The following is a 20,198-nucleotide window of genomic DNA, read 5'->3' as shown; positions in this document are numbered from 1 at the left end:
GCGCGCCAGCGCCTGCAGCTCAAGGTCTACCGCAACACCCTGGCCGCGCCCGACGTGAGCCTGCTGCAACTGCGCTTGCCCGCGGGCAAGCGCGCGCGCTTTCGCGCCGGGCAGTACCTGCAGGTGCAACTGCCCGACGGCGAGCAGCGCAGCTATTCCATGGCCAACCCGCCGCACGAGAGCGACGGTGTGCAACTGCACGTGCGCCACGTGGCCGGTGGCCGCTTCAGCGCGGTCGTCCCCGGCCTGCAGCCCGGCGACACGCTGGAGGTGGAGCTGCCCTTCGGCCAGGTCGACGTCGATCCGGCGTCGCAGCGCCCGCTGCTGTGCGTGTGCGGCGGCACCGGCTTCGCGCCGGTGAAGTCGCTGCTCGATCACCTGCTGCGCCAGAAATCGACGCGGCCGGTGACGCTGGTGTGGGGCGCGCGCGACCGCTCGGGCCTGTACCTGCTGGAGCACGTGCAGAAGTGGGCGCGCGGCCTGCCGAACTGGCGCTTCGTGCCCGCGCTGGAAAACGAGGCCGACGCGCAAGCCCTGCAGGGCCACCACGGCCGCGTCGACACGGCCGTGCGCGCGGTGGCCGACGACCTGCAAGGCGCCGAGGTCTACTGCTGCGGCGCGCCTGCCATGGTGTCCGCGGTCCGGGCGCAGTGCGCGTCACTGGGCCTGCCGCCCGAACGCTTCCACGCCGACATCTTCGTCGTCGGCTGACGCGCGCTCACAGCCGGCGGCGCAGCGCCTCGAAGACGAGGCGGGCGGCCGCGAGGTCCCAGCCGGCCCAGCCGCAACTCTTGAAGAGCACGGGGCCGCTCGGTCGCGGACGGTCGAGCCAGTCGGCCAGTGTGGGGACGGCGGTGACGTCCAGGCCGGCCTGCAGCAGGTCGCCCGCTTCGTGGTCGGCGTCGCGCGTGTCCACCACCAGCGAGCCGCGCGCGGCGATGTGGCGGCAGACATCGGGCGCCCATTCGAGCATCGCTGGCGTGAACGCGCCGACGGCGGCGATGAAGGCGTCGTCCCGCGGCGTGGCGTGCAGCGACGCCGCCTGCGCGGGCGTGGCGCTGACCACCAGCGGGCAGTCGGCCAACGCGGCGTCGGCGTCGTCCACGCTGGTGGCGTCCAGGCCCAGGCCGCGCGCGTGCGCCACCAGGGCGTCGGCGCTCGCGGCGCTGCGCGAGGCCACGCGCACCTGCCTCACGCCCAGTCCGCTGGCGAAGGCCTCCAGATGGGCGCGCCCTTGCACGCCCGCGCCCACGATCAGCAGCGGCCCATCGGTGCGCGGCGCCAGCCGCTGCGCGGCCAGCAGCGAGACGGCGGCGGTGCGCCGCGCCGTGACCGTGGGCCCGTCGAGCAGCGCCAGGCGGCGGCCGTCGCGCGCGTCGAACACGATGACGTCGCCCTGGATGGCGGGCAGGCCGCGCGCGCCGTTGTCGGCGACGAAGCTGATCAGCTTGGTGATGGCCACGCGCGCGTCCGTGGCGGGCATGGCGATGAGGACACCTCCCGCTGGCAGCGGCAACACCGTGCGCGCCGGCACCTTCACCGCCGGGTCGCGCAGCAACGCGGCGATGGCCTCGGCCAGTTCGGCGTAGGGCAGGGCGGCGGCGGTGGCCTCGGGTGTGTACAGGTGTGGCGCGGTCATGCGCCGATCATGCGGCATGCGGCGGTTTCGGTGCGCGCCAAAGAAAAAGCCCGCCGGGCGGCGGGCTTCGTCTCGGGGCCGATCGTTCAGATCTTGGCCGAGGTGATGTAGCTGTCGTAGCGCCACTCCGAGAAGCGGCTCCACAGGATCTGGTCGCGCTGGAAGGCGCGCATGTCCTGGTGGATCTTCTTGAATTCGGGCGACTTGGCCTCGTGCGCGGCGAACACTTCCTGCGCCGACTTGAAGCCCGCGTCCATCACGGCCTTGGGGAAGGCAATGAGCTTGGTGCCCGAGGCCACCAGGCGCTTGAGCGCGATCGGATTCTGCGCGTCGTACTTGGCGGTCATGTCGCGCGCGGCCACCGCACCGGCGGCGCGCACGATGGCCTTGTTCTCGGCCGACAGCGCGTCGAAGGCCTTCTTGTTGATGAAGAACTCGAGCTCGGCGCCGCCTTCCCACCAGCCGGGGTAGTGGTAGAAGGGCGCGACCTTGTTGAAGCCCAGGCGCTCATCGTCGAAGGGACCGACGAACTCGGTGGCGTCCAGCGTGCCTTTTTCCAGGGCCTGGTACACCTCGCCGGCGGGCATGTTCTGCGCCACCACGCCCAGCTTGGCCATGGACTCGCCGAACAGGCCGCCACCCATGCGCATCTTCAGGCCCTTGAGGTCGGCCACGCTCTTGATTTCCTTGCGGTACCAGCCGCCCATCTGCGTGCCGGTGTTGCCGGAACTCATGGAGAGGATGTTGAACTTGGCGTAGAACTCGTCCATGAGCTTGCGGCCGTTGCCGTGCTCCATCCAGGCGTCCATGTGGCGCGCGGTCAGGCCGAAGGGCACGGCGCAGCCGAAGGCGAAGATCGGGTCCTTGCCGGTGAAGTAGTAGGACGCGGTCTGCGCCATCTCGATGGTGCTGTCCTGGATGGCATCGACCACGCCGAAGGCCGGGACGATCTCACCGGCGGCATGGATCGAGACCTCGAACTTGCCGCCCGACAGGGCCTTGACGGTCTCGGAGAACTTCTCGGCCGAGCCGAAGATGGTGGGCAGCGACTTGGGGAAGCTGGAAGCCAGGCGCCAGCGCACGGCGGCCTGCGCATGCACCGCGGGAGCGATGCCGGTGGCGAGAACGCCGGCGATGCCGGCGTTCTTGATGACGGAACGACGATCCATGGAAATTGACTCCTCGGGAAACGGGTGTTGGGGTTGCGGGCGCAACCACCTATGGGGGTGGGCAGTATGCCACCCGATCCCCTCGGGGAAACCCTAGGTTTTGCCCGGTACTGCCTGCTGCGCAAACGCCTTGGCCACGAACTCCACGAAGGCGCGCACGCGTGCCGCAAGCTGGTGGCGCTGCGGGTAGACGGCGTAGATGTCGGCGTCGGGCGTGAAGTACTGCGGCAGCACAGGCACCAGCCGCCCGCTCTTGAGGTAGCGCTCGATGTCCCACTCGGCGCGCATCAGGATGCCGTGTCCGTCGAGCGCCCATTTCACGGCGATCTCGCCGTCGTTGGTGGTGAGCTTGCCGCGGATGCGCACGGATTCGGTGGACGCCTGCCGTCCGCGCCCGTGGGAAAGGCGCCAGACGCCGTAGGCCTCTTCGCCCTGGCGGATGCCGATGCAGTCGTGCTGCATCAGGTCGCGCGGCACGCGGGGCATGCCGCGGCGCGCCAGGTAGGCCGGGGCAGCGCACAGCAGGCGCCGGTTCGGCGCAACCCGCCGCGCGATGACACGGGTGTCGGGCGGCGCGCCGAAGCGGATGCAGACATCCCAGGCGTCGTCCGTCAGTGGGGGCGGGTTCACCGACAACTGCAATTGCGCCTCCACCTGCGGGTGCTTCTGGACGAAGCGCGACACCAGCGGCGCCACGTGGCTGCGGCCGAAGCCCAGGGTGGCGTTGATGCGCAGCAGGCCCTTGGGCGTGGAGCGGGCCGCGCCCAGCTGTTCCTCCATGGCGTCGATGTCGCCGAGGATGCGCCGCGCGTGTTCCAGGAAGAGTTCGCCCTCGGGCGTGAGGCCCATGCGCCGCGTGGTGCGGTTCACCAGCGGCACGCCCACGCGCGCCTCCAGCAGGCTCAGGTGCTTGCTCACGGCCGAGGTGGTGATGCCCAGCTCGCGCGCGGCCCCACTCAGGCTGCCGGCGCTGGCCAGGGACGAGAAGAAACCGAGGTCGGCGGGGTGAATGGCGTCCGGCATGGCGTGATTGTTGAATTCAGATCAACGGTGGATTCACTATAGCCACGCGCCGTGGGCCCGGTCCATCCCTACAGTGCCCCATCGACTGTTTCATGGGGTTTGAAGGATGAAGACGTATTCGATCGCCGCCATTCCCGGCGACGGCATCGGCAAGGAAGTGATTCCGGCGGGGCAGGTGGTGCTCAAGTCCCTGACCGCCAGCGGCGCGGGTTTCCGCTGCGAGTTCGAGGACTTCGACTGGGGTGGCGACCATTACCGCCGCCACGGCGTGATGATGCCGGCCGACGGCCTGGACCGATTGCGCGGCAAGGACGCGATCCTGTTCGGCTCGGCGGGTGACCCGGACATCCCGGACCACATCACGCTCTGGGGCCTGCGCCTGAAGATCTGCCAGGGCTTCGACCAGTACGCCAACGTTCGGCCCACGCGCATCCTGCCGGGCATCGACGCGCCGCTGAAGCGCTGCGGGCCCGAGGACCTGGACTGGGTCATCGTGCGCGAGAACTCCGAGGGTGAGTACTCGGGCGTCGGCGGGCGCGTGCACCAGGGCCACCCGATCGAGGCCGCCACCGACGTGACGGTGATGACGCGCGCCGGTGTGGAGCGCGTGATGCGTTTCGCCTTCCGCCTCGCGCAGTCGCGGCCGCGCCGGCAGCTCACGGTGATCACCAAAAGCAACGCGCAGCGCCACGCCATGGTGATGTGGGACGAGATCGCGGCGCAGGTCGCGGCCGAGTTCCCCGAGGTGCGCTGGGACAAGGAGATCGTGGACGCGGCCACCGCGCGCATGGTCAATCGCCCGGCCTCGCTGGACACCATCGTCGCCACCAACCTGCACGCCGACATCCTGAGCGACCTGGCCGCCGCGCTGGCAGGTAGCCTGGGCATCGCGCCAACCGGCAACATCGACCCCGAGCGCCGCTACCCCAGCATGTTCGAGCCCATCCACGGATCAGCCTTCGACATCATGGGCCAGGGCCTGGCCAACCCCATCGGCACCTTTTGGTCGGTGGTGATGATGCTGGAGCACCTGGGCGAAGGCAGCGCCGCCGCGCGGCTGATGGCCGCGATCGAACAGGTGACCGCCGACCCGGCGCTGCACACGCGCGACCTGGGCGGGCGGGCCACCACCGCGCAGGTGACGCAGGCCGTGTGCGAGCGCATCACGCAGGGCGCGCTGCTCAAGGCCGCCTGAGCGGTCAGGACCACGGCCCGCGCCACCGGCACGGGCCACCCGCGGACGCCGACGTCCGCGCAACAGAGCGCCTGGAGCGCCATTGAAGGAGACAGACATGAGCCATTCCCATTCGCGCCGCCGCCACTGGCTTCGCTTCGCGGCCCTGGCCCCGCTGGCGTTCAGCGGCCTGGCCCTGGCCCAGCAAGCCTGGCCGAGCAAGCCGATCAGCCTGGTCGTGCCCTTCGCGGCCGGCGGCACCACCGACGTGCTGGCGCGCGCGCTGGCGGATCGCCTATCGCAGAGCCTGGGCCAGCCCATGGTGGTGGAAAGCCGCCCCGGCGCGGGCGCGACCATCGGCGCCGACTTCGTGGCCAAGGCCCGGCCCGACGGGTACACGCTGCTCATGGGCGCGGTGCACCACACCATCGCGCCCAGCGTCTACAAGCGCCTGCCCTACGACTTCTCGAAGGACCTGGTGCCCGTGTCCACCGTGGCCATGGTGCCCAACGTGCTGGTGGTGAACGCCAGCACGCCGGCGAAGAACGTGAGCGAGCTCCTGGCCCTGCTCAAGGCCGCGCCGGGCAAGCACTCCTTCGGCTCCAACGGCAACGGCACGGCGCAGCACCTCATCGGCACGCAGTTTCAGAACAGCACTGGCACGCAGGTCATCCATGTGCCCTACAAGGGCAGCGGTCCGCTGTCGTCCGACCTGCTCGGCGGGCAGATCCTGATGAGCTTCGACACCGTCACGCCGGTGCTGCCGCACATCAAGGCCGGCAAGCTGCGCGCGCTGGCCGTGACGACCGGCAAGCGCTCGGGCGCGTTGCCCGATGTGCCGACGCTGGACGAAGCCGGCCTCAAGGGTTTCGACATCGGCACCTGGTTCGGTGTGCTGGCACCGGCGGGCACACCGACGGAGATCGTGGCGCGCCTGAATGCCGAGATGGTGAAGGTGATCCAGTCGCCCGAGTTCCGCGCGCGCATGGCCGAGATCGGTGCCGAGCCGATCGGCGACAGCAGCGCCGAGATGGCCCGCCGCATCGCGGGCGAGACCGAGAAGTTCGGCAAGCTGGTGAAAGAGGCGAAGGTGGTGATCGAGTGACTCAGGCCCGGCCCAGCGAGAGCAAGCGGCCGGCGAGTTGCCCGAATTCCTGCTGAGAGACCTCGCCATCGGCGCGGCCCAGGCTGTCGGCCAGGCGCAGCAGGATCTGGCTGTTCGGGTCGGCAGGGTCCTTGCCCGCGCCGGCGATGCCCTTCAGCAGTTCCTCGCGCGAGAGCGCGGCGTCGCCGCCGCTGTCCAGGCCTTGCGCAAGCGAGCGGGCTTCCTCCGCGCTCGCGCCGAGTTCCGCCAGCAGGGCTTCGAGCCGTCCCTGTCCCACCGGCACGAACGCTTGAGCGGGGCCACCCGAAGCGGGTGAACCGGCACCGGGGCCCAGGGGGCGGTCGAGCCGGTGCGCCGTCATGGCCAGGCCCTTCTCGGCGAAGCGCGCGAGCGTCTTCGCGCCTTCGCTGAGCGTGACGGTGGCGCTGGGAGCCGGGCCCGGCGCCGAGGCCGGCGCTGCGGTGGCGGCGGGCCGGCTCGCGGCGTCCTGTCCCAGGCCCCACAGCAGGGCTTGTCCCGTGCGATCGATGTTCATGCGTGCCGCTCCCCTCAGGTGTTGGTGTGCGCGGATGCTAAGAAAAGCGGACGCAAGGCATGGCCGGAACTGGCGGGCGATCGCCGCCCATTTCCGCGCCGTGCCCCGGTCTGGAGGATCAGGCAAACATTTCGCAGCCCTGTGCTAACACCCCCGGGGGGTAGGTCGGAAACACTCTCGGGCATGCCGGGGCTACCCGCTTCGGCGTGCCCGATTCCGTTTTCCATCCCACTCCTACCCCACCGGGAGACCCCATGACCACCCTTCAAGTCAATGGCCGCAACCACACCGTCGATGTGGACCCCGGCACCCCCGTGCTCTGGGCCCTGCGCGACAACCTGGGCCTGACCGGCACCAAGTTCGGCTGCGGCGCGGCGCTGTGCGGCGCCTGCACCGTGCACGTCGACGGCCAGGCCATCCGCTCCTGCATCACGCCTGTGGGCAGCGTCGAAGGCCGCGCCATCACCACCATCGAGGCCGTCACGCAAGGCGAGGACCGCGTGGGCCGCGCCGTGCACGAGGCCTGGGTCAGGCACGACGTGGCGCAGTGCGGCTACTGCCAGAGCGGGCAGATCATGAGCGCCACGGCCTTCCTCAAGTCGCTGCCCAAGGGCCAGAAGCCCAGCGCCGCCGACATCGACGCCGCCATGGCCGGCAACGTGTGCCGCTGCGGCACCTACGAGCGCATCCGCGCCGCCGTGGCCGACGCCGCGCGCGCCATCGCCTGAAGGAGCCACGCACATGCTGCCTTCCACCGTCACCCATGAAATGCCGCGCGCGCTGCAACTGATGCTGGCGCGCGACCAGACCGCCCACGACGGCGTGGCCGAATTGCCGCGCCGCGGCTTCCTCAAGCTCGCCGTGGCCAGTGGCTTCGCGCTGGGCTTCGCACCACTGGCCGCGCAAGCACAAGGCGCGGGCGCTGCCGACGCCGCGCTCAAGCCCACGCAACTGCCCGCTGCCTTCGTCGCCATCGCCACCGACGGCACGGTCACCGTGACCGTGAACCGTCTGGAGTTCGGCCAGGGCGTGCAGACCGCGCTGCCGATGGTCCTGGCCGAGGAGCTGGACGCCGACTGGTCCAAGGTGCGCAGCCAGCTGGGCACCAACGACCCGGCCTACGCCGACCCGCTGTGGGGCATGCACCTCACGGGCGGCTCCACCGCCATCAAGAACAGCTTCACGCAGTACCGCGAGCTGGGCGCGCGCACGCGCGCCATGCTGGTGGGCGCCGCCGCCGCGCGCTGGAAAGCCGACCCGGCCGCGCTGCGCACCGAGGCCGGCCACGTCATCGGCGCCGGTGGCCGCCGCGCGAGCTACGGCGAACTGGCCGAGGCCGCCATGCAGCAGCCCGTGCCCGAGAAGGTGGTGTTGAAGGACCCGAAGCGCTTCAAGCTCATCGGCCAGCCGACCACGCGCCTGGACGCGCGCGACAAGAGCAGCGGCCGGCAGAACTTCGGCATCGACGTGCGCCGCCCGGGCCAGCTCACCGCCGTGGTCGCGCGCCCGCCGGTGTTCGGTGCGACGCTGCGCTCGGTGGACGACAGCGCCGCGCGCGCCGTGAAAGGCGTGAAGGCCGTGCTGCGCGTGCCGCTGGACCGTGGTGCCGAGGGCGTGGCCGTGGTGGCCGATGGCTACTGGCCTGCCAAGATGGGCCGTGATGCGCTCAAGCTCGACTGGGCCTCCGATGCGGTCGAGAAAGTGGACAGCGAGCGCCAGCTCGCGCAGTACCGCGAACTCGCGGGGCAGCCGGGCGCGAAGCACTTCGACGCGGACATGGGGCCGCTGGCCTCGGCGCCGAAGCGCATCGAAGCGGAGTTCGTGTTTCCCTACCTCGCGCACGCGCCGATGGAGCCGCTCAACTGCACGGTGGAGCTGTCCGACGCGGGCGCCACGCTGTGGGTCGGCTCGCAGATGCCCGGCCTGGACGGCGTGGCCGCGGCGAAGGTGCTGGGCCTCAAGCCCGAGCAGGTGCGCGTGAACGTGCAGTCGGCGGGCGGCGGCTTCGGCCGGCGCGCCATTCCCAGCAGCGAGTACGTGGTGGAGGCCTGCACCATCGCCAAGGCGGCGCAGGCCGCGGGCGTGCGCGCGCCGGTGCGCACCGTGTGGAGCCGCGAGGACGACGTGAAGGGCGGCTACTACCGCCCCATGCACCTGCACCGCGCGCGCATCGGTTTCGACGAGCGCGGCCGCGTGCTGGCCTGGGACCACGTCATCGTGGGCCAGTCCATCATGGCCGGCACCTTCTTCGAACAGAACATGATGAAGAACGGCGTGGACCAGACCGCCGTGGAAGGCATGCGCGCGCCGTACCCCGTGCCCATGCGCCTGACGGTGCACCACCCCAAGGTGAATGTGCCGGTGCTGTGGTGGCGCAGCGTGGGTTCCACGCACACGGCCTTCGCCATGGAGACGCTGATCGACCAGATCGCCCGCGAGACCAAGCAGGACCCGGTGGCCTACCGCCTGGCGATGTTCGGCAAGGACCACCCGCGCCACCGCGACGCGCTCAAGCTCGCGGTGGAGAAGAGCGGCTATGGCAAACGCCAGCTGCCCGAAGGCCGCGCCTGGGGCGTGGCGGTGCACGAGAGCTTCGAGTCGGTGGTGGCCTACGTGGTCGAGGCCTCGGTGAAGGACGGCGAGCCCGTGTTGCACCAGGTGACGGCGGGCGTGCACTGCAACCTCGTGGTCAACCCGCGCACGGTGGAGGCGCAGGTGCAGGGCGCGGCGCTCATGGGCCTGGGCATGTGCCTGCCCGGCGCGGCCATCACGCTCAAGGACGGTGTGGTGGAGCAGAGCAACTTCGGCGACTACCGCGTCGCGCGCATCACCGAGATGCCCAAGGTGGTGGTGCACACCGTGCCCAGCGCGGACCCGCCCACGGGCATGGGCGAGCCGGGTTTGCCGCCGCTGGCACCGGCCTTCGCGAACGCCTTGGCGCGCATCACGGGCAAACCGCTGCGCGAATTGCCCTTCAAGCTGGCCTGACCTCAGGCCTGTGCATCGGCCAGGGCCACATAGCCCAGGCCGGTGCCGCGCGCGCTTTCCACGTCGCGCAGCGGCGACAGCCCGAACTGGCGGCTGTACTCGCGGCTGAACTGCGAGGCGCTCTGGTAGCCCACGCGGTAGCCGGCGCTGCCCACGTCCAGGCAGTCCACCAGCATCAGGCGGCGCGCCTCCTGCAGGCGCAGGCGCTTCTGGTACTGCAGCGGCGTCATCGCCGTGACCTGGCTGAAGTGGTGGTGCAGTGACGAGGGGCTCATGCCCACGTGCTGGGCCAGGGCGTCGATGCGCAGCGGTTGCGCGTAGTGCTGGCGCAGCCAGGCGATGGCGCGGGCGATCTTGTTGCCGGGGCTGTTGGCCGAGGCGATGCGCAGCAGCGTGGGCCCGTGCGGGCCGGTGAGCAGACGGTAGAGGATTTCCTGCTCGATCAGCGGCGCCATGGCCGCGATGTCCTGCGGGCGTTCCAGCAGGCGCACCAGGCGCAGCATGGCGTCCAGCAGCTCCAGCGGCGCCTTGTGCACGGCCACGCCGCGCAGGGTGTCGCAGCGCAAGGCCTCGGGCGGCAGGCTCACGCGCGAGAGCACCTCCTGCAGGCGCGCGCTGTCGATGGCCATGCCCAGGCTCAGCTTGGGCCGCTCGGGCGTGGCCTCGACGATGCACGACACCACGGGCAGATCCAGCGTCACCAGCAGGCAATCGCCCACGCCGTAGTGGAAGACCTCGTCGCCGAGCGTGAGGCGCTTGGCGCCCTGGGTGACCAGCGCGAAACAGGGCCACTGCGCCAGGTGCATGGGCAGCGAGGGCGAGCTCTGGCGGCCGAAGAACAGGTGGTCCACCGCGGTCGGCGTAAGGCCGTCGCTTTCGGTGGATCGGGCAATGACGGCGTTGATCTCGCCGAGGTAATCGTCGGGCTTGAGCACGGGGTATCGAGGTCGTGGGGAGGCGCCGGAATGATCCCGCATGTGGCCCGGTCCTCCGCGGCAGTGGGGTTTTGGGCGGGCCCACTTTGCAGGATCGGGCAAGCTTGGCGGAGGATCGTGACAACCGCCCGTCCGGTGCCCGCTCGCCGTCGTCACAATGGCGGCCCCCCATCCGTCTTGCGGGTCATGAACGATCACACCCTGGACAGCTTCGTGCGCCTGCGGCCCCGGCTGCGGGGCATCGCCTACCGCATGCTCGGCTCGGCCGCCGACGCCGACGAGGTGGTGCAGGACGCCTGGCTGCGCTGGCACGAGACCGAGCACGCGGCGGTGGCCAATCCCGAGGCCTGGCTGGTCTCGATCACCACGCGCCTGGCCATCGACCGCCTGCGCGCGGCCAAGGCGCGGCGCGAGGACTACGTGGGCACCTGGCTGCCCGAGCCCATCCTCACCGAAGCCGACGCACCGCACACGCCCGAGCAGATGCTGGAGCGCGCCGACCAGCTCTCGGTGGCCTTCCTCGCGGTGCTGGAACGCCTGGGGCCCGAGGCGCGCGCGGCCTTCCTGCTGCGCGAGATCTTCGACGCCGACTACGCCGAGGTGGCCATGGCCCTGGGCAAGAGCGAGGCCGCCTGCCGCCAACTGGTGCACCGCGCGCGCACCCTGTTGAAAGACGGGCGCGCGGCGCGCCAGGCCGTGGCGCCCGCCGACCAGCAGCGCCTGCTGCGCGCCTTCGCCGAGGCGGCGTCGCGCGGCGACATCGCCGGCCTGAAGGCCGCGCTGGCCGAGGACGCCCAGCTCATCAGCGATGGCGGCGGCAAGGTGCCCAGCTTCGGCGTGCCCCTGCTCGGCGGCATGCGCATCGCGCAGCTCTACATGGCCACCAGCCTGCGCTTCGCGGGCCGCGTGCACTACGAGCTGGTCTCGCTCAACGGCGAGTGGGGCCTGCTGCGCTTCATCGACGGCGGGCTCGAATCGGCGCAGGCCCTGGCGGTGGAGGATGGCCGCATCACCGGCATCCACGTGCAGCGCAACCCCGACAAGCTGCTGGGCATTGCGCAGGCGCGCGGGCACGCGCTGGTGGATCCCGCGGTGACGCGGTACGAAAGGGGCGACGCCGCGCCGCCTTGAGGCTGGCGTGCGCGCAGGCGCTCACTCCAGCCGGATGCCCTGCGCCGAGATGATGCGCCGCATGCTCTCGGCCTCCTGCTCGACGCGGGCCTTCATGCCGGCCGGCGTGGAGCCCACGGCCATCCAGCCCTGGTCGAACAGCTTCTGCCGCACCTCGGCGCTCTGCACGATGCGCGGCAGCGTCTCGGCCAGGCGGTCTTTCGCCGCCTGTGACAGGTTCGCCGGGCCGACGAGCGCGGTCCAGACCTCGAGCACGAAGTCGCGCACACCGGCGTCGGCCAGCGAGGGCACGTCGGGAACGAGCGCGCTGTGGCCGGTGGTGACGCCGACGGCGCGCAGCTTGCCCGCGCGCACCTGCGGCATGGCCACGCCGGGCGGCACCAGCGAGAGCTGGATGTCGCCCTGGATCAGGCTGGTGATCACCTCGGGGTTGCCCTTGAAGGGGATGTGCACCGGCGCCAGGCCGTCCACCCGCGTCTTCAGCAGCTCCATGCCCAGGTGGCCGACCGAGCCCACGCCCACCGAGCCGTAGGACCAGCGGTCGCCGCCGGCCTTGGCGGCGGCGAAGAAGGCCGCGCCCGCCGGCTTGTCCGCCGGCGCCACCAGCACCAGGGGCGCGGTCGCCAGCAGCGACAGGTGGCTGAAGTCCTTCGCGGGGTCGAAGGACAGCTTGGGGTTGAGCATCTTCGCGGAGGTGAGGTTGCCGTTGATCACGGCGCCCAGCGTGTGGTCGTCGCGCGCCTTGGCCACCTGGTCGGCCGCGATGTTGCCGGACGCGCCCGCGCGGTTTTCCACCACCACCGGCTGGCCGAGCGCCTTGGCCAGCGGCTCGGCGACGATGCGCACCGCGATGTCGGGCGTGGAGCCGCCGGGGAAGCCGACGAGGATGCGCACCGGGCGCGTGGGCCAGGCGTCGGCGCCCGACTGCGCGTGGACCACGGGCGTCGCGGCGGTGATGGCGGCGAGGGCTGCGGCGATGAGGAAGCGTCGTTGCATGTCTTGTCTCCTGTCGGGAAAGGGAAGGGGGTCAGGCCGCGGCGGTCGCGTCCTGGCCGAGGAAGGCGCCATCGGCCATCAGCCGGGCCTGCAGGCCGGCGACGGGCAGGGCGCGGGGCGCGCAGCCGGCCTCGATGGCCAGCGCGGCCGCCGTGCCGGCGGCCTGGCCCATGACGAAGCAGGCGCCCGAGACGCGCGCGGCGGACTGCCCGCCGTGCGTCATCGACGCGCAGCGCCCGGCCACCAGCAGGTTGTCCACGCCGCGCGGCAGCAGCATGCGGTAGGGCAGGTGGTTGAAGCCGCGGCAGTTCGGGATGTCCTGCCACTTGAAGCGGATGTTGCCGGCCACGTGCTCTTCCACCATCCAGCCGTTCACGCCGATGCTGTCGTCGAAGCTCGCGCAACCCAGCACGTCGTCCTCGGTGAGCTGGTACTCGCCCACGATGCGGCGCGTCTCGCGCACGCCGACCTGGGGGGCGATCTCGAGCAGGTAGGCGTTCTCGAAGCCGGGGGCGCTCTCACGCAGAAACTGGAAGAAGTCGACGATCTGGCGGCGGCCCTGCACCTCGGCCGCGCTGAGCTGCCGCGCGTCCGTGGCGTCCACGGGGCTGCCGTCCGGGTTGGACAACTGGGTCACGTTGGCGCGCCACTCGCCGGGGTTCTTCTGCGGGCGGATGATGGGCGTCTTGCGCGGAAAGCGGCGGCCCTTGGCCTCGGCCGCTGCCATCAAGCGGTCGAAGACGCCGTAGTCGCTGCCCACGCGCGCGGCGTCCACGCCGCTGACGCGAAACATGGTGGAGGGGTACATCATGTCGTGCCCCCCTGTGCCCTTCTCGAAGGGCGCGCCCGCGTGCGCGGCCAGGTCACCGTCGCCGGTGCAATCGATGAAGGTCTTGGCCAGCACCGCGCAGCGGCCCGATCGCGTCTCGATGAGGGCGGCGCGGATGGACGAGGGACCGTCCATGACGAGGCCGACGACCCGGGTGTGGAACAGCAGTTGAGCGCCGCTGCCCAGCACCAGATCGTCCGCGGCCACCTTGAACGCGGCGTTGTCGTAAGCCTGCGCGGCGATCTTGCCGCCGAACAGCGCGTGCGGTTCCTTGAGCCCGCCGAGGCGCTCCATGCGGTCGAGCAGGTCGTCCGCCACGCCATGCACCACGCGCTGGATGCTGCCGTGCACGTTGGCGTGCAGGCCGCAGAAGTTGGTGACCCCCGCGGCGGTGCCCATGCCGCCGAGGAAACCATAGGACTCGATCAGCAGGGTCTGGCGCCCGGCGCGCGCGGCCGAGGTGGCGGCGGCGATGCCGGCGGGGCCGCCACCCACCACGACCACCTCGAACTCGCCCCAGATGGGGGTCTGCCGGCTCGGTTCGGTGAGGCTGGGTGCCGTCGGGGATGGGGTCTTGCTCATTCGGGGTCGTCCTCAAGGTGCCAAGGGCGGCATCCTAGGCGGCGACCACTATGCAATCAATGCAATGAACCGAATACGCCCCAGCGGAAAACACCATAGTGGGGTGCGCGGGCTATTCGAGGTACAGCTCCGCCACCAGGCCGCGCAGCCAGCGGTTGCCCGGGTCGTGGTGAAAGCGCTCGTGCCAGTGCTGCTTGATGGCGATGGTTGGCGTGTCGAACGGCGGCGCGAGCAACTTGACGGCCGCGATGCGCGCGAGGGTCTGTGCGACGCGCTGCGGCAAGGTGGCGACCAGCTCCGTCTGCGCCAGCAGATTGCCCAGGCCCGGCAGCGTCTGCAGGGACAGCGCCACCCGCCGCTCGATGCGCAGGCGGCGCAACTGGCGCTCCAGCAACTCGTTGCCCGTGCCGGGGGTGGTCACCACCACGTGCCGCTCGCGCTGGAACATCGCCGGCGTGAGCCGCTGGCGGATGCGCGGGTGCTCACGCGCCACCACGCAGGCGAACCCCTGCTCCATCAGCTTCTGCTGGTAGAAGCCCGACTCCAGCTCGGGCATGTGCCCCACCGCCAGGTCCGATTCGCCGGCCGCGAGCCGGGCGGCCATGTCGGGCGCGATGCGCAGCACCTCGATGAGCACGCCCGGCGCGAGCGACTCGGCGCGGTGCACCAAGCCGGGCAGGAAGTCCAGGTGGCTGACGTCGGTCATGCTGATGCGGAAGTGCCGCGTGGAGCTGGCGGGGTCGAACACGACGGCCTGCTCCGTGGCCGCGCGCAGCAGGGCCAGCGCCTGCTGAAGCGGTCGGTGCAACTGCTGGGCGCGTGGCGTGGGCTCCATGCCGCGCGCGGTGCGAACGAACAGCGGGTCCTGGAACTGTCGGCGCAGGCGCGCCAGCGCCAGGCTCACCGAGGTCTGCGCCATGCCGAGCTGTTCGGCCGCGCGGGACACGCTGCCGCTCGAGTAGACGCCGTCGAAAACGGCCAGCAGCTTCATGTCCAGGTTCGTGCCCGGGTGGGTGGGCGTGGTCGTGGCGGGCGCGCGTCGCATCAGTGGGCCTCCGGTGCGATGCCGCGCGCGTCCGCCAGCAGGATCTCGGCCAGCCGCTGCGCCGCCGGGCCCGCCCCTTCGCGGTCGCCGAACACCAGGTACAGGTCGCCGAAGCGCTCGCCGCCGCGCCGCATGGGCAGGGGTGCGAGCGTGCCGGCCTCCAGATCGCGGCGGATCAGTTCCTCGGGCAGCCAGGCGAAACCGTGGCCGCCGCGCGCCGCCTCGATCGAGGTGGACATGTGGCTCACCGTCCAGCGGCGCGGCGTCTGCACGGCGGGCTCGTGCGCGCGCTGCGGGCTGGTCTCGCGCACCACCAGGTGGCGGTGCTGGCGCAGGTCGCGCAGGGTGATGGCGCGGCCCAGTTGGTGCAGCGGGTGTTCGGGGTGCGCCACCAGCAGGAAGCGCACGCGCATCAGGTGCTCACCTTCGTAGCCCGTGGGCACGGTGCCGTAGATGGCGATGTCGATCGCGCCCTCTTCGAGCAGCGAACTGCGGTGCCCCAGCACCGCTTCCACCACCTCCACGCGCGTGTGCTCCGCGCTCTGGCCGAAACGTTCCAGGCAGGCGAAGAGGCGGCGGTTGGGGTAGATGACTTCCACTGCCAACCGGAGCTCGGCCTCCCAGCCCAGGGATAGGCAGGTGGAGGCCACCTCCATCGACGCGGCCTCGGCCACCAGGTAGCGCGCGCGCTGGTAGAGCTGCTCGCCCGTGGGCGTGAGGCGCGCCTTGCGGCCGTCGAGTTCGAACACCTGCACGCCCAGTTGCGCCTGAATCTGCTGCACCGCGTAGGTGACGGAGGACTGGCTGCGGCTGAGCTGCTCGGCCGCGCGCGCGTAGCCGCCGGCTTCCACCACGGCCACCAGGGCATTCCATTGGTCGAGGGTGACGCGGGGGTGGGCCATGGGCTTTGAATGATCGAATGGATAGATGGGTTTGAACGGAATTTTGCGCTTTTTCATTCAATGAGTCGATGTTTCAATGATGCATCGCCACAAGGAACCCCGCCATGAAAACCCTGCTCCTCATCCGCTCCAGCCTGTTGCTCGGCAACAGCCAATCCAACCGCCTGGCCGACCGCTACGTCGCCGCCTGGCAAGCCGCCCATCCCGAGGGCCGCGTGGTCGTGCGCGACCTGGCGCAGAACCCCGTGCCACACCTGGACCTGGCGCGCGTCGGCGCCTTCTCCACGCCGGCCGAGCAACGCACGCCCGAGCAGCAGGCCCTGGTGGCCGAGTCGGACGCGCTGATCGATGAGCTGCAGAGCGCCGACGTCGTTGCGCTCGGCCTGCCGCTCTACAACTTCGGCATCCCTTCCACGCTGAAGGCCTACTTCGATCACATCGCCCGTGCGGGTGTGACCTTCCGCTACACCGCCTCCGGCCCCGAGGGCCTGGTCAAGGGCAAACAGGTCGTGGTGTTCGCCGCGCGCGGCGGCCTCTACCAGGGCCAGCCGCACGACACGCAGACGCCTTACGTGCGCAACTTCCTCGGTTTCCTGGGCATGACGGACGTGCGCTTCGTCTTCGCCGAAGGCTTGAACATGGGTGACGAGCCGCGCGCCCAAGGCCTGCGCAGCGCCGAGTCGGCCATCGACTCGCTGCTGGAGCCGGTGACGGCCTGAACGCGCCCATCGCGCGATCCGCTCAAGCGGCGCCGGAGACCGACCGGTCCAGGTGCTGCGTGAGCGCCTGCAAGAGCGGCGCGGCGGCGGGCGTGAGCACCGCGCCGCGCCGCGCGATCGAGAAGAATTCCATCGCCACCACCGGCTGGCCCATGCGGTGCACGTCCACCGCGTAGCGACGGCAGGTGCTGGCCACGAAGGCCGGCAGCACCGCCACGCCCACCCCGGCCTCGGCCATGGCGATCAGCGTGTGCAGGTTCGCGAAGACCGGGCGGTGCTCGCGCGGTGGCGCGGGCGCCAGCCGCTCGTCCACGAGCTGCTGGATGGCGTTGTCCGGGGGCAGAGCGAGCAGGGGCAGCGCGCGCAGCGCGGACCAGCTCACGGTGCCGCGCGCATTGAGCGACGCTGCCAGCGCACCACGCGCGCCCACGGCCACCAGCGGCAGACGCAGCAGCAGCTCGCGCGTGGTGGCGGGTGATTCGCGCAGCAGCACGCCCACCCCCACGTCCACCTCGCCGCGCTCCACCATCGCCTGGATCTGGCGGCGGTCCACGTCCTTCACCACCACGCGGATGTCGGGGTGGGTGCGCGCCAGCTCGCGGCACACCTGCGGCAGCACGTCGGCCGCCACCAGCGGCGTGGCGGCCACGCTCACGGTGCGCGCGGCCTCGGCCGAGAGTTGGCCCAGCTGGCCCGCCACCTCGGTGAAGTCGCGCAGCGTGCGCTCCGCCAGCGGCAGCAGGCGCGCGCCGCCCTCCGTCAGCGAGACGGACCGCGTGGTGCGCTCGAACAGCCGGCAGTCGAGCTGGGCCTCCATGTCGCGCAGCATCAGGCTCAGGCCGGCCTGGGTGATGTGGATCTGATCCGCCGCGCGCGTGAGGTTGCGCCAGCGTGCGATGGCAACGAAGGCTTCCAGCTGGCGCAGGCTCAGATTCATAAGCCATGCATATTAGTTGATGAGATAGTCAAACTTCACTTGTCGAATGCCTTTCGCTCCAATGGCGCCCTGTTCAAGGAAAGGCGCGCATGGCGAAGGCAACAAAGGTGGCGGTGGTCGGTGCAGGCATCGGCGGTCTGACGGCGGCGCTGGCGCTGCTGCGCGCGGGCGTCGACGTCGAGGTGTTCGAGCAGGCCACGCGATTCGGCGAGGTGGGCGCGGGCATCCAGATGAGCGCCAACGGCACGCGCTGCCTGTTCGAGCTCGGCCTGGAGGCGCCCTTGCGCGCGGTGGCCAGCGTGCCGGCGGGCAAGCAGATCCGCCTGTGGAGCACGGGCCAGCGCTGGACCCTGTTCGACCTCGGCGAACGCTCGGTCGAGCGCTACGGGTTTCCCTACCTGATGCTGCACCGCGCCGACCTGCATGGCGTGCTGGCGCAGGCCGTGCGCGCGCTCAAGCCCGAGGCCATCCGCTTGGGGACGGCGGTGCGGGGGCACCACGAACGCGACGAGCGCGTGTGGCTGGGGTTCGAGGGCGCGGAGCCGCTGGCGTTCGATGCGCTGATCGGCGCCGACGGCATCCACTCGGCCTGCCGCGCGCGCATGTTCGGTGCCGGCACGCCCTGGTTCACGGGCTGCATGGCCTGGCGCGGCCTGGTGTCGGCCAAGGACCTGCCCGAGCACCTGTCGGCGCCCGTGGGCACCAACTGGGTCGGGCCGGGCGCGCACGTCATCACCTACCCCGTGCGCCGCGGTGAACTCATCAACTTCGTCGGCGTGGTCGAGCGCAGCGACTGGACGCACGAATCCTGGAACAGCCGGGGGCGGGTCGAGGACTGCCTGAAGGACTTCGCGGGCTGGCACGAGGACGTGCAGCGCATCATCCGCGCCATCGACCAGCCCTACCAGTGGGCGCTGCTGGGCCGCGAGCCCATGCCGGTGTGGAGCAAGGGCCGCGCCACGCTGCTGGGCGACGCCTGCCACCCCACGCTGCCTTTCCTCGCGCAGGGAGCGATGATGGCCATCGAGGACGGCGTGGTGCTGGCGCACTGCCTCGCCGCCTCGGTACACGACCCGGCGAGTGCCTTCCGGCGTTACGAATCGCTGCGCCAGGAGCGCACCGCGCGCATCGTGCGTGGCTCGGCCGACAACGCGAGGCGCTTCCACAACCCCGAACTCGCCCACGCCGAAGGCGCCGCCGCCTACGTGGATCGCGAGTGGACGCCGGAGCAGGTGAACCGGCGCTACGACTGGCTGTTCTCCTACGACGCCGCTCGCGCGTGTGCTCCTGCCGGTTCGATCTGTCAATAGGGGAATCGACATGTTGCAACGTCAACGTTGCAGTAGGAACATAAATCCAGAAAAGCAATGACCCGGCAGGGGATGTGCGGCGCCCGCTGCACCCACGACAGCCCGTTCAGACAACAGGAGACAGACATGATCCAGCGACGCAGCCTTCTCAAGACCGGTGCCGCCGTGGCGGTGGCCGGCCCCATGCTCAACAGCTTCGCCCAGCAGGCCGTGAGCCTGCGCTTCCACACCTTCATGGCGCCCACGTCCAACGTCTGGACGATCATGCTGAAGCCGTGGATGGAGAAGGTGGAGAAGGAATCGGGCGGCCGAATCAAGTTCGAGGGCTATCCGGCCATGCAACTCGGCGGCACGCCGCCCCAGCTCTACGACCAGGCGCGCGACGGCGTGGCCGACATCGTCTGGACCTTGCCGGGCTACACGCCGGGCCGCTTCGTGCGGGGCGAGGTGTTCGAGCTGCCCTTCATGATGACCGAGGCCGGCGCCACCTCGCGCGCCTACTGGGAGTACATCCAGACCCAGGCGCCCGACGAGTTCAAGGACACCAAGGTGCTGGCGCTGCACGTGCACGGCCGCGGCTCCTTCCACTCCACGCAGCAGATCAAGACCGTCGCCGACCTCAAGGGCATGAAGCTGCGCGCGCCCACGCGGCTGATCACGCGCCAGCTCGCCATTTACGGGGCGGTGCCGGTGGGCATGCCGCTGCCGGGCATTCCCGACGCGCTCTCCAAGGGAACGATCCAGGGGGTGGCCACGGCCTGGGACGTGGTGCCCTCGGTGAAGGTGCATGAGCTCACCAAGTTCTCCACCGAGTTCGCCGACGACGTGCCGGCCTTCTACACCGGCACCTTCGTCATGGCCATGAACCGCGCCAAGTACGAGTCGCTGCCGCCGGACCTGAAGAAGGTGATCGACAACAACTCGGGCATCGACACCTCGGCCCAGTTCGGAACCGTCACGCAGTCGAGCGACGCGATTGGCCGCAAGGCCGTGATGGACCGCGGCAACCCCATCTACACGATTCCCAAAGCCGAGGCCGAGGAGTTCATCAAGCTCGCGGGCCCGGTGAAGGACGAGTGGGTGGCCGACATGAACCGGCGTGGCTACGACGGCCAGAAGCTGCTGGCCACGGCCAGGTCGCTGATCGCGAAGTACTCCAAGACCTGACGGACAGACGAG

At 70.7% G+C, this 20,198-nt stretch carries 19 protein-coding genes; 9 read left to right on the top strand and 10 right to left on the bottom strand.

The features are described 5' to 3' along the window. Positions 1–711: NAD(P)H-flavin reductase (locus GTO19_RS21270; protein ID WP_291024668.1), on the top strand; the 711-nt coding region annotated here is incomplete at its 5' end. Positions 712–718: 7 nt separating this feature from the next. On the opposite strand, the gene GTO19_RS21265 is transcribed toward GTO19_RS21270, so the two are convergent. The 3 genes from GTO19_RS21265 to GTO19_RS21255 form a co-directional block, all read right to left on the bottom strand. Next, positions 719–1,639, bottom strand: a complete 921-nt coding sequence (locus GTO19_RS21265; protein ID WP_291024666.1) for a delta(1)-pyrroline-2-carboxylate reductase family protein — start codon at positions 1,637–1,639, stop codon at positions 719–721. Positions 1,640–1,725: 86 nt separating this feature from the next. Continuing rightward, the gene (locus GTO19_RS21260) at positions 1,726–2,808 is read right to left on the bottom strand and encodes a TRAP transporter substrate-binding protein (RefSeq protein WP_291024663.1); all 1,083 of its coding nucleotides are present in this window, start codon (positions 2,806–2,808) and stop codon (positions 1,726–1,728) included. 93 nt (positions 2,809–2,901) lie between these two features. Then, entirely contained in the window at positions 2,902–3,831 is a 930-nt protein-coding gene (locus tag GTO19_RS21255; RefSeq protein WP_291024661.1) for a LysR substrate-binding domain-containing protein, read from the bottom strand. A 106-nt stretch (positions 3,832–3,937) separates the two neighbouring features. Here GTO19_RS21255 and GTO19_RS21250 point away from each other — a divergent pair, with 106 nt between their 5' ends. Both GTO19_RS21250 and GTO19_RS21245 read left to right on the top strand, forming a co-directional pair. After that, entirely contained in the window at positions 3,938–5,026 is a 1,089-nt protein-coding gene (locus GTO19_RS21250) for a tartrate dehydrogenase (RefSeq protein ID WP_291024659.1), read from the top strand. Positions 5,027–5,123: 97 nt separating this feature from the next. Next, complete coding sequence (locus tag GTO19_RS21245) at positions 5,124–6,110, top strand: tripartite tricarboxylate transporter substrate binding protein (protein ID WP_291024658.1); 987 nt, start codon at positions 5,124–5,126, stop codon at positions 6,108–6,110. Position 6,111: 1 nt separating this feature from the next. Here the strand turns inward: GTO19_RS21245 and GTO19_RS21240 are convergent, their stop codons facing one another. Beyond that, positions 6,112–6,645 (bottom strand): hypothetical protein, encoded by a 534-nt coding sequence (locus GTO19_RS21240; RefSeq protein ID WP_291024656.1) that lies wholly within the window; start codon positions 6,643–6,645, stop codon positions 6,112–6,114. A gap of 254 nt (positions 6,646–6,899) precedes the next feature. Between GTO19_RS21240 and GTO19_RS21235 the strand changes: the two genes are divergently transcribed. Together GTO19_RS21235 and GTO19_RS21230 are read left to right on the top strand one after the other, a co-directional pair. After that, entirely contained in the window at positions 6,900–7,373 is a 474-nt protein-coding gene (locus GTO19_RS21235) for a (2Fe-2S)-binding protein (RefSeq protein WP_291024653.1), read from the top strand. A 13-nt stretch (positions 7,374–7,386) separates the two neighbouring features. Beyond that, positions 7,387–9,633 carry a xanthine dehydrogenase family protein molybdopterin-binding subunit gene (locus GTO19_RS21230; RefSeq protein ID WP_291024650.1) on the top strand — a complete coding sequence of 749 codons (2,247 nt, stop codon included), beginning with the start codon at positions 7,387–7,389 and terminating at the stop codon, positions 9,631–9,633. 2 nt (positions 9,634–9,635) lie between these two features. Here GTO19_RS21230 and GTO19_RS21225 read toward each other — a convergent pair whose 3' ends face one another. Further along, on the bottom strand, positions 9,636–10,568 hold the full coding sequence (locus GTO19_RS21225; RefSeq protein WP_291024648.1) for an AraC family transcriptional regulator: 933 nt from the start codon (positions 10,566–10,568) through the stop codon (positions 9,636–9,638). 186 nt (positions 10,569–10,754) lie between these two features. On the opposite strand from GTO19_RS21225, the gene GTO19_RS21220 reads away from it, so the two are divergent. Then, positions 10,755–11,699: an RNA polymerase sigma-70 factor gene (locus GTO19_RS21220; RefSeq protein ID WP_291024646.1), complete on the top strand. Its 945-nt coding sequence runs from the start codon at positions 10,755–10,757 to the stop codon at positions 11,697–11,699. A 21-nt stretch (positions 11,700–11,720) separates the two neighbouring features. On the opposite strand, the gene GTO19_RS21215 is transcribed toward GTO19_RS21220, so the two are convergent. From GTO19_RS21215 to GTO19_RS21200, 4 genes are all read right to left on the bottom strand, one after another. Continuing rightward, positions 11,721–12,695, bottom strand: a complete 975-nt coding sequence (locus GTO19_RS21215) for a tripartite tricarboxylate transporter substrate binding protein (protein WP_291024645.1) — start codon at positions 12,693–12,695, stop codon at positions 11,721–11,723. Between the two features lie 31 nt (positions 12,696–12,726). Then, complete coding sequence (locus GTO19_RS21210; RefSeq protein WP_291024644.1) at positions 12,727–14,106, bottom strand: FAD-dependent oxidoreductase; 1,380 nt, start codon at positions 14,104–14,106, stop codon at positions 12,727–12,729. A 112-nt stretch (positions 14,107–14,218) separates the two neighbouring features. Beyond that, complete coding sequence (locus tag GTO19_RS21205; RefSeq protein WP_291024642.1) at positions 14,219–15,151, bottom strand: LysR family transcriptional regulator; 933 nt, start codon at positions 15,149–15,151, stop codon at positions 14,219–14,221. Continuing rightward, positions 15,151–16,053 carry a LysR family transcriptional regulator gene (locus GTO19_RS21200; protein WP_291024641.1) on the bottom strand — a complete coding sequence of 301 codons (903 nt, stop codon included), beginning with the start codon at positions 16,051–16,053 and terminating at the stop codon, positions 15,151–15,153. The genes GTO19_RS21205 and GTO19_RS21200 overlap by 1 nt, the downstream gene beginning before the upstream one ends. 104 nt (positions 16,054–16,157) lie before the next feature. Here GTO19_RS21200 and GTO19_RS21195 point away from each other — a divergent pair, with 104 nt between their 5' ends. After that, the gene (locus GTO19_RS21195; RefSeq protein ID WP_291024638.1) at positions 16,158–16,772 is read left to right on the top strand and encodes an NAD(P)H-dependent oxidoreductase; all 615 of its coding nucleotides are present in this window, start codon (positions 16,158–16,160) and stop codon (positions 16,770–16,772) included. A 22-nt stretch (positions 16,773–16,794) separates the two neighbouring features. On the opposite strand, the gene GTO19_RS21190 is transcribed toward GTO19_RS21195, so the two are convergent. Next, complete coding sequence (locus GTO19_RS21190; RefSeq protein ID WP_291024637.1) at positions 16,795–17,709, bottom strand: LysR family transcriptional regulator; 915 nt, start codon at positions 17,707–17,709, stop codon at positions 16,795–16,797. A gap of 89 nt (positions 17,710–17,798) precedes the next feature. Here GTO19_RS21190 and GTO19_RS21185 point away from each other — a divergent pair, with 89 nt between their 5' ends. Continuing rightward, a complete protein-coding gene (locus tag GTO19_RS21185; protein WP_291024634.1) occupies positions 17,799–19,019 on the top strand; it encodes an FAD-dependent monooxygenase in 1,221 nt (406 codons plus the stop codon). A gap of 126 nt (positions 19,020–19,145) precedes the next feature. Continuing rightward, positions 19,146–20,186, top strand: a complete 1,041-nt coding sequence (locus GTO19_RS21180; protein ID WP_291024632.1) for a TRAP transporter substrate-binding protein — start codon at positions 19,146–19,148, stop codon at positions 20,184–20,186. Positions 20,187–20,198 lie beyond the last annotated feature (12 nt).

Origin of the sequence: Hydrogenophaga sp., assembly GCF_011772445.1 — a bacterium.
Lineage (GTDB): Bacteria > Pseudomonadota > Gammaproteobacteria > Burkholderiales > Burkholderiaceae_C > Hydrogenophaga.
This window is presented reverse-complemented; position numbering and strand designations above follow the sequence as displayed.

What these genes read in the sequence shown, in the direction of transcription:
- GTO19_RS21210 (WP_291024644.1), bottom strand. Translation starts at nt 14,106, where the DNA reads ATGAGCAAGACCCCATCCCCGACGGCACCCAGCCTCACCGAACCGAGC.
- GTO19_RS21190 (WP_291024637.1), bottom strand. Translation starts at nt 17,709, where the DNA reads ATGAATCTGAGCCTGCGCCAGCTGGAAGCCTTCGTTGCCATCGCACGC.
- GTO19_RS21205 (WP_291024642.1), bottom strand. Translation starts at nt 15,151, where the DNA reads ATGCGACGCGCGCCCGCCACGACCACGCCCACCCACCCGGGCACGAAC.
- GTO19_RS21185 (WP_291024634.1), top strand. Translation starts at nt 17,799, where the DNA reads ATGGCGAAGGCAACAAAGGTGGCGGTGGTCGGTGCAGGCATCGGCGGT.
- GTO19_RS21195 (WP_291024638.1), top strand. Translation starts at nt 16,158, where the DNA reads ATGAAAACCCTGCTCCTCATCCGCTCCAGCCTGTTGCTCGGCAACAGC.
- GTO19_RS21245 (WP_291024658.1), top strand. Translation starts at nt 5,124, where the DNA reads ATGAGCCATTCCCATTCGCGCCGCCGCCACTGGCTTCGCTTCGCGGCC.
- GTO19_RS21230 (WP_291024650.1), top strand. Translation starts at nt 7,387, where the DNA reads ATGCTGCCTTCCACCGTCACCCATGAAATGCCGCGCGCGCTGCAACTG.
- GTO19_RS21215 (WP_291024645.1), bottom strand. Translation starts at nt 12,695, where the DNA reads ATGCAACGACGCTTCCTCATCGCCGCAGCCCTCGCCGCCATCACCGCC.
- GTO19_RS21200 (WP_291024641.1), bottom strand. Translation starts at nt 16,053, where the DNA reads ATGGCCCACCCCCGCGTCACCCTCGACCAATGGAATGCCCTGGTGGCC.
- GTO19_RS21250 (WP_291024659.1), top strand. Translation starts at nt 3,938, where the DNA reads ATGAAGACGTATTCGATCGCCGCCATTCCCGGCGACGGCATCGGCAAG.
- GTO19_RS21260 (WP_291024663.1), bottom strand. Translation starts at nt 2,808, where the DNA reads ATGGATCGTCGTTCCGTCATCAAGAACGCCGGCATCGCCGGCGTTCTC.
- GTO19_RS21235 (WP_291024653.1), top strand. Translation starts at nt 6,900, where the DNA reads ATGACCACCCTTCAAGTCAATGGCCGCAACCACACCGTCGATGTGGAC.
- GTO19_RS21220 (WP_291024646.1), top strand. Translation starts at nt 10,755, where the DNA reads ATGAACGATCACACCCTGGACAGCTTCGTGCGCCTGCGGCCCCGGCTG.
- GTO19_RS21240 (WP_291024656.1), bottom strand. Translation starts at nt 6,645, where the DNA reads ATGAACATCGATCGCACGGGACAAGCCCTGCTGTGGGGCCTGGGACAG.
- GTO19_RS21255 (WP_291024661.1), bottom strand. Translation starts at nt 3,831, where the DNA reads ATGCCGGACGCCATTCACCCCGCCGACCTCGGTTTCTTCTCGTCCCTG.
- GTO19_RS21265 (WP_291024666.1), bottom strand. Translation starts at nt 1,639, where the DNA reads ATGACCGCGCCACACCTGTACACACCCGAGGCCACCGCCGCCGCCCTG.
- GTO19_RS21180 (WP_291024632.1), top strand. Translation starts at nt 19,146, where the DNA reads ATGATCCAGCGACGCAGCCTTCTCAAGACCGGTGCCGCCGTGGCGGTG.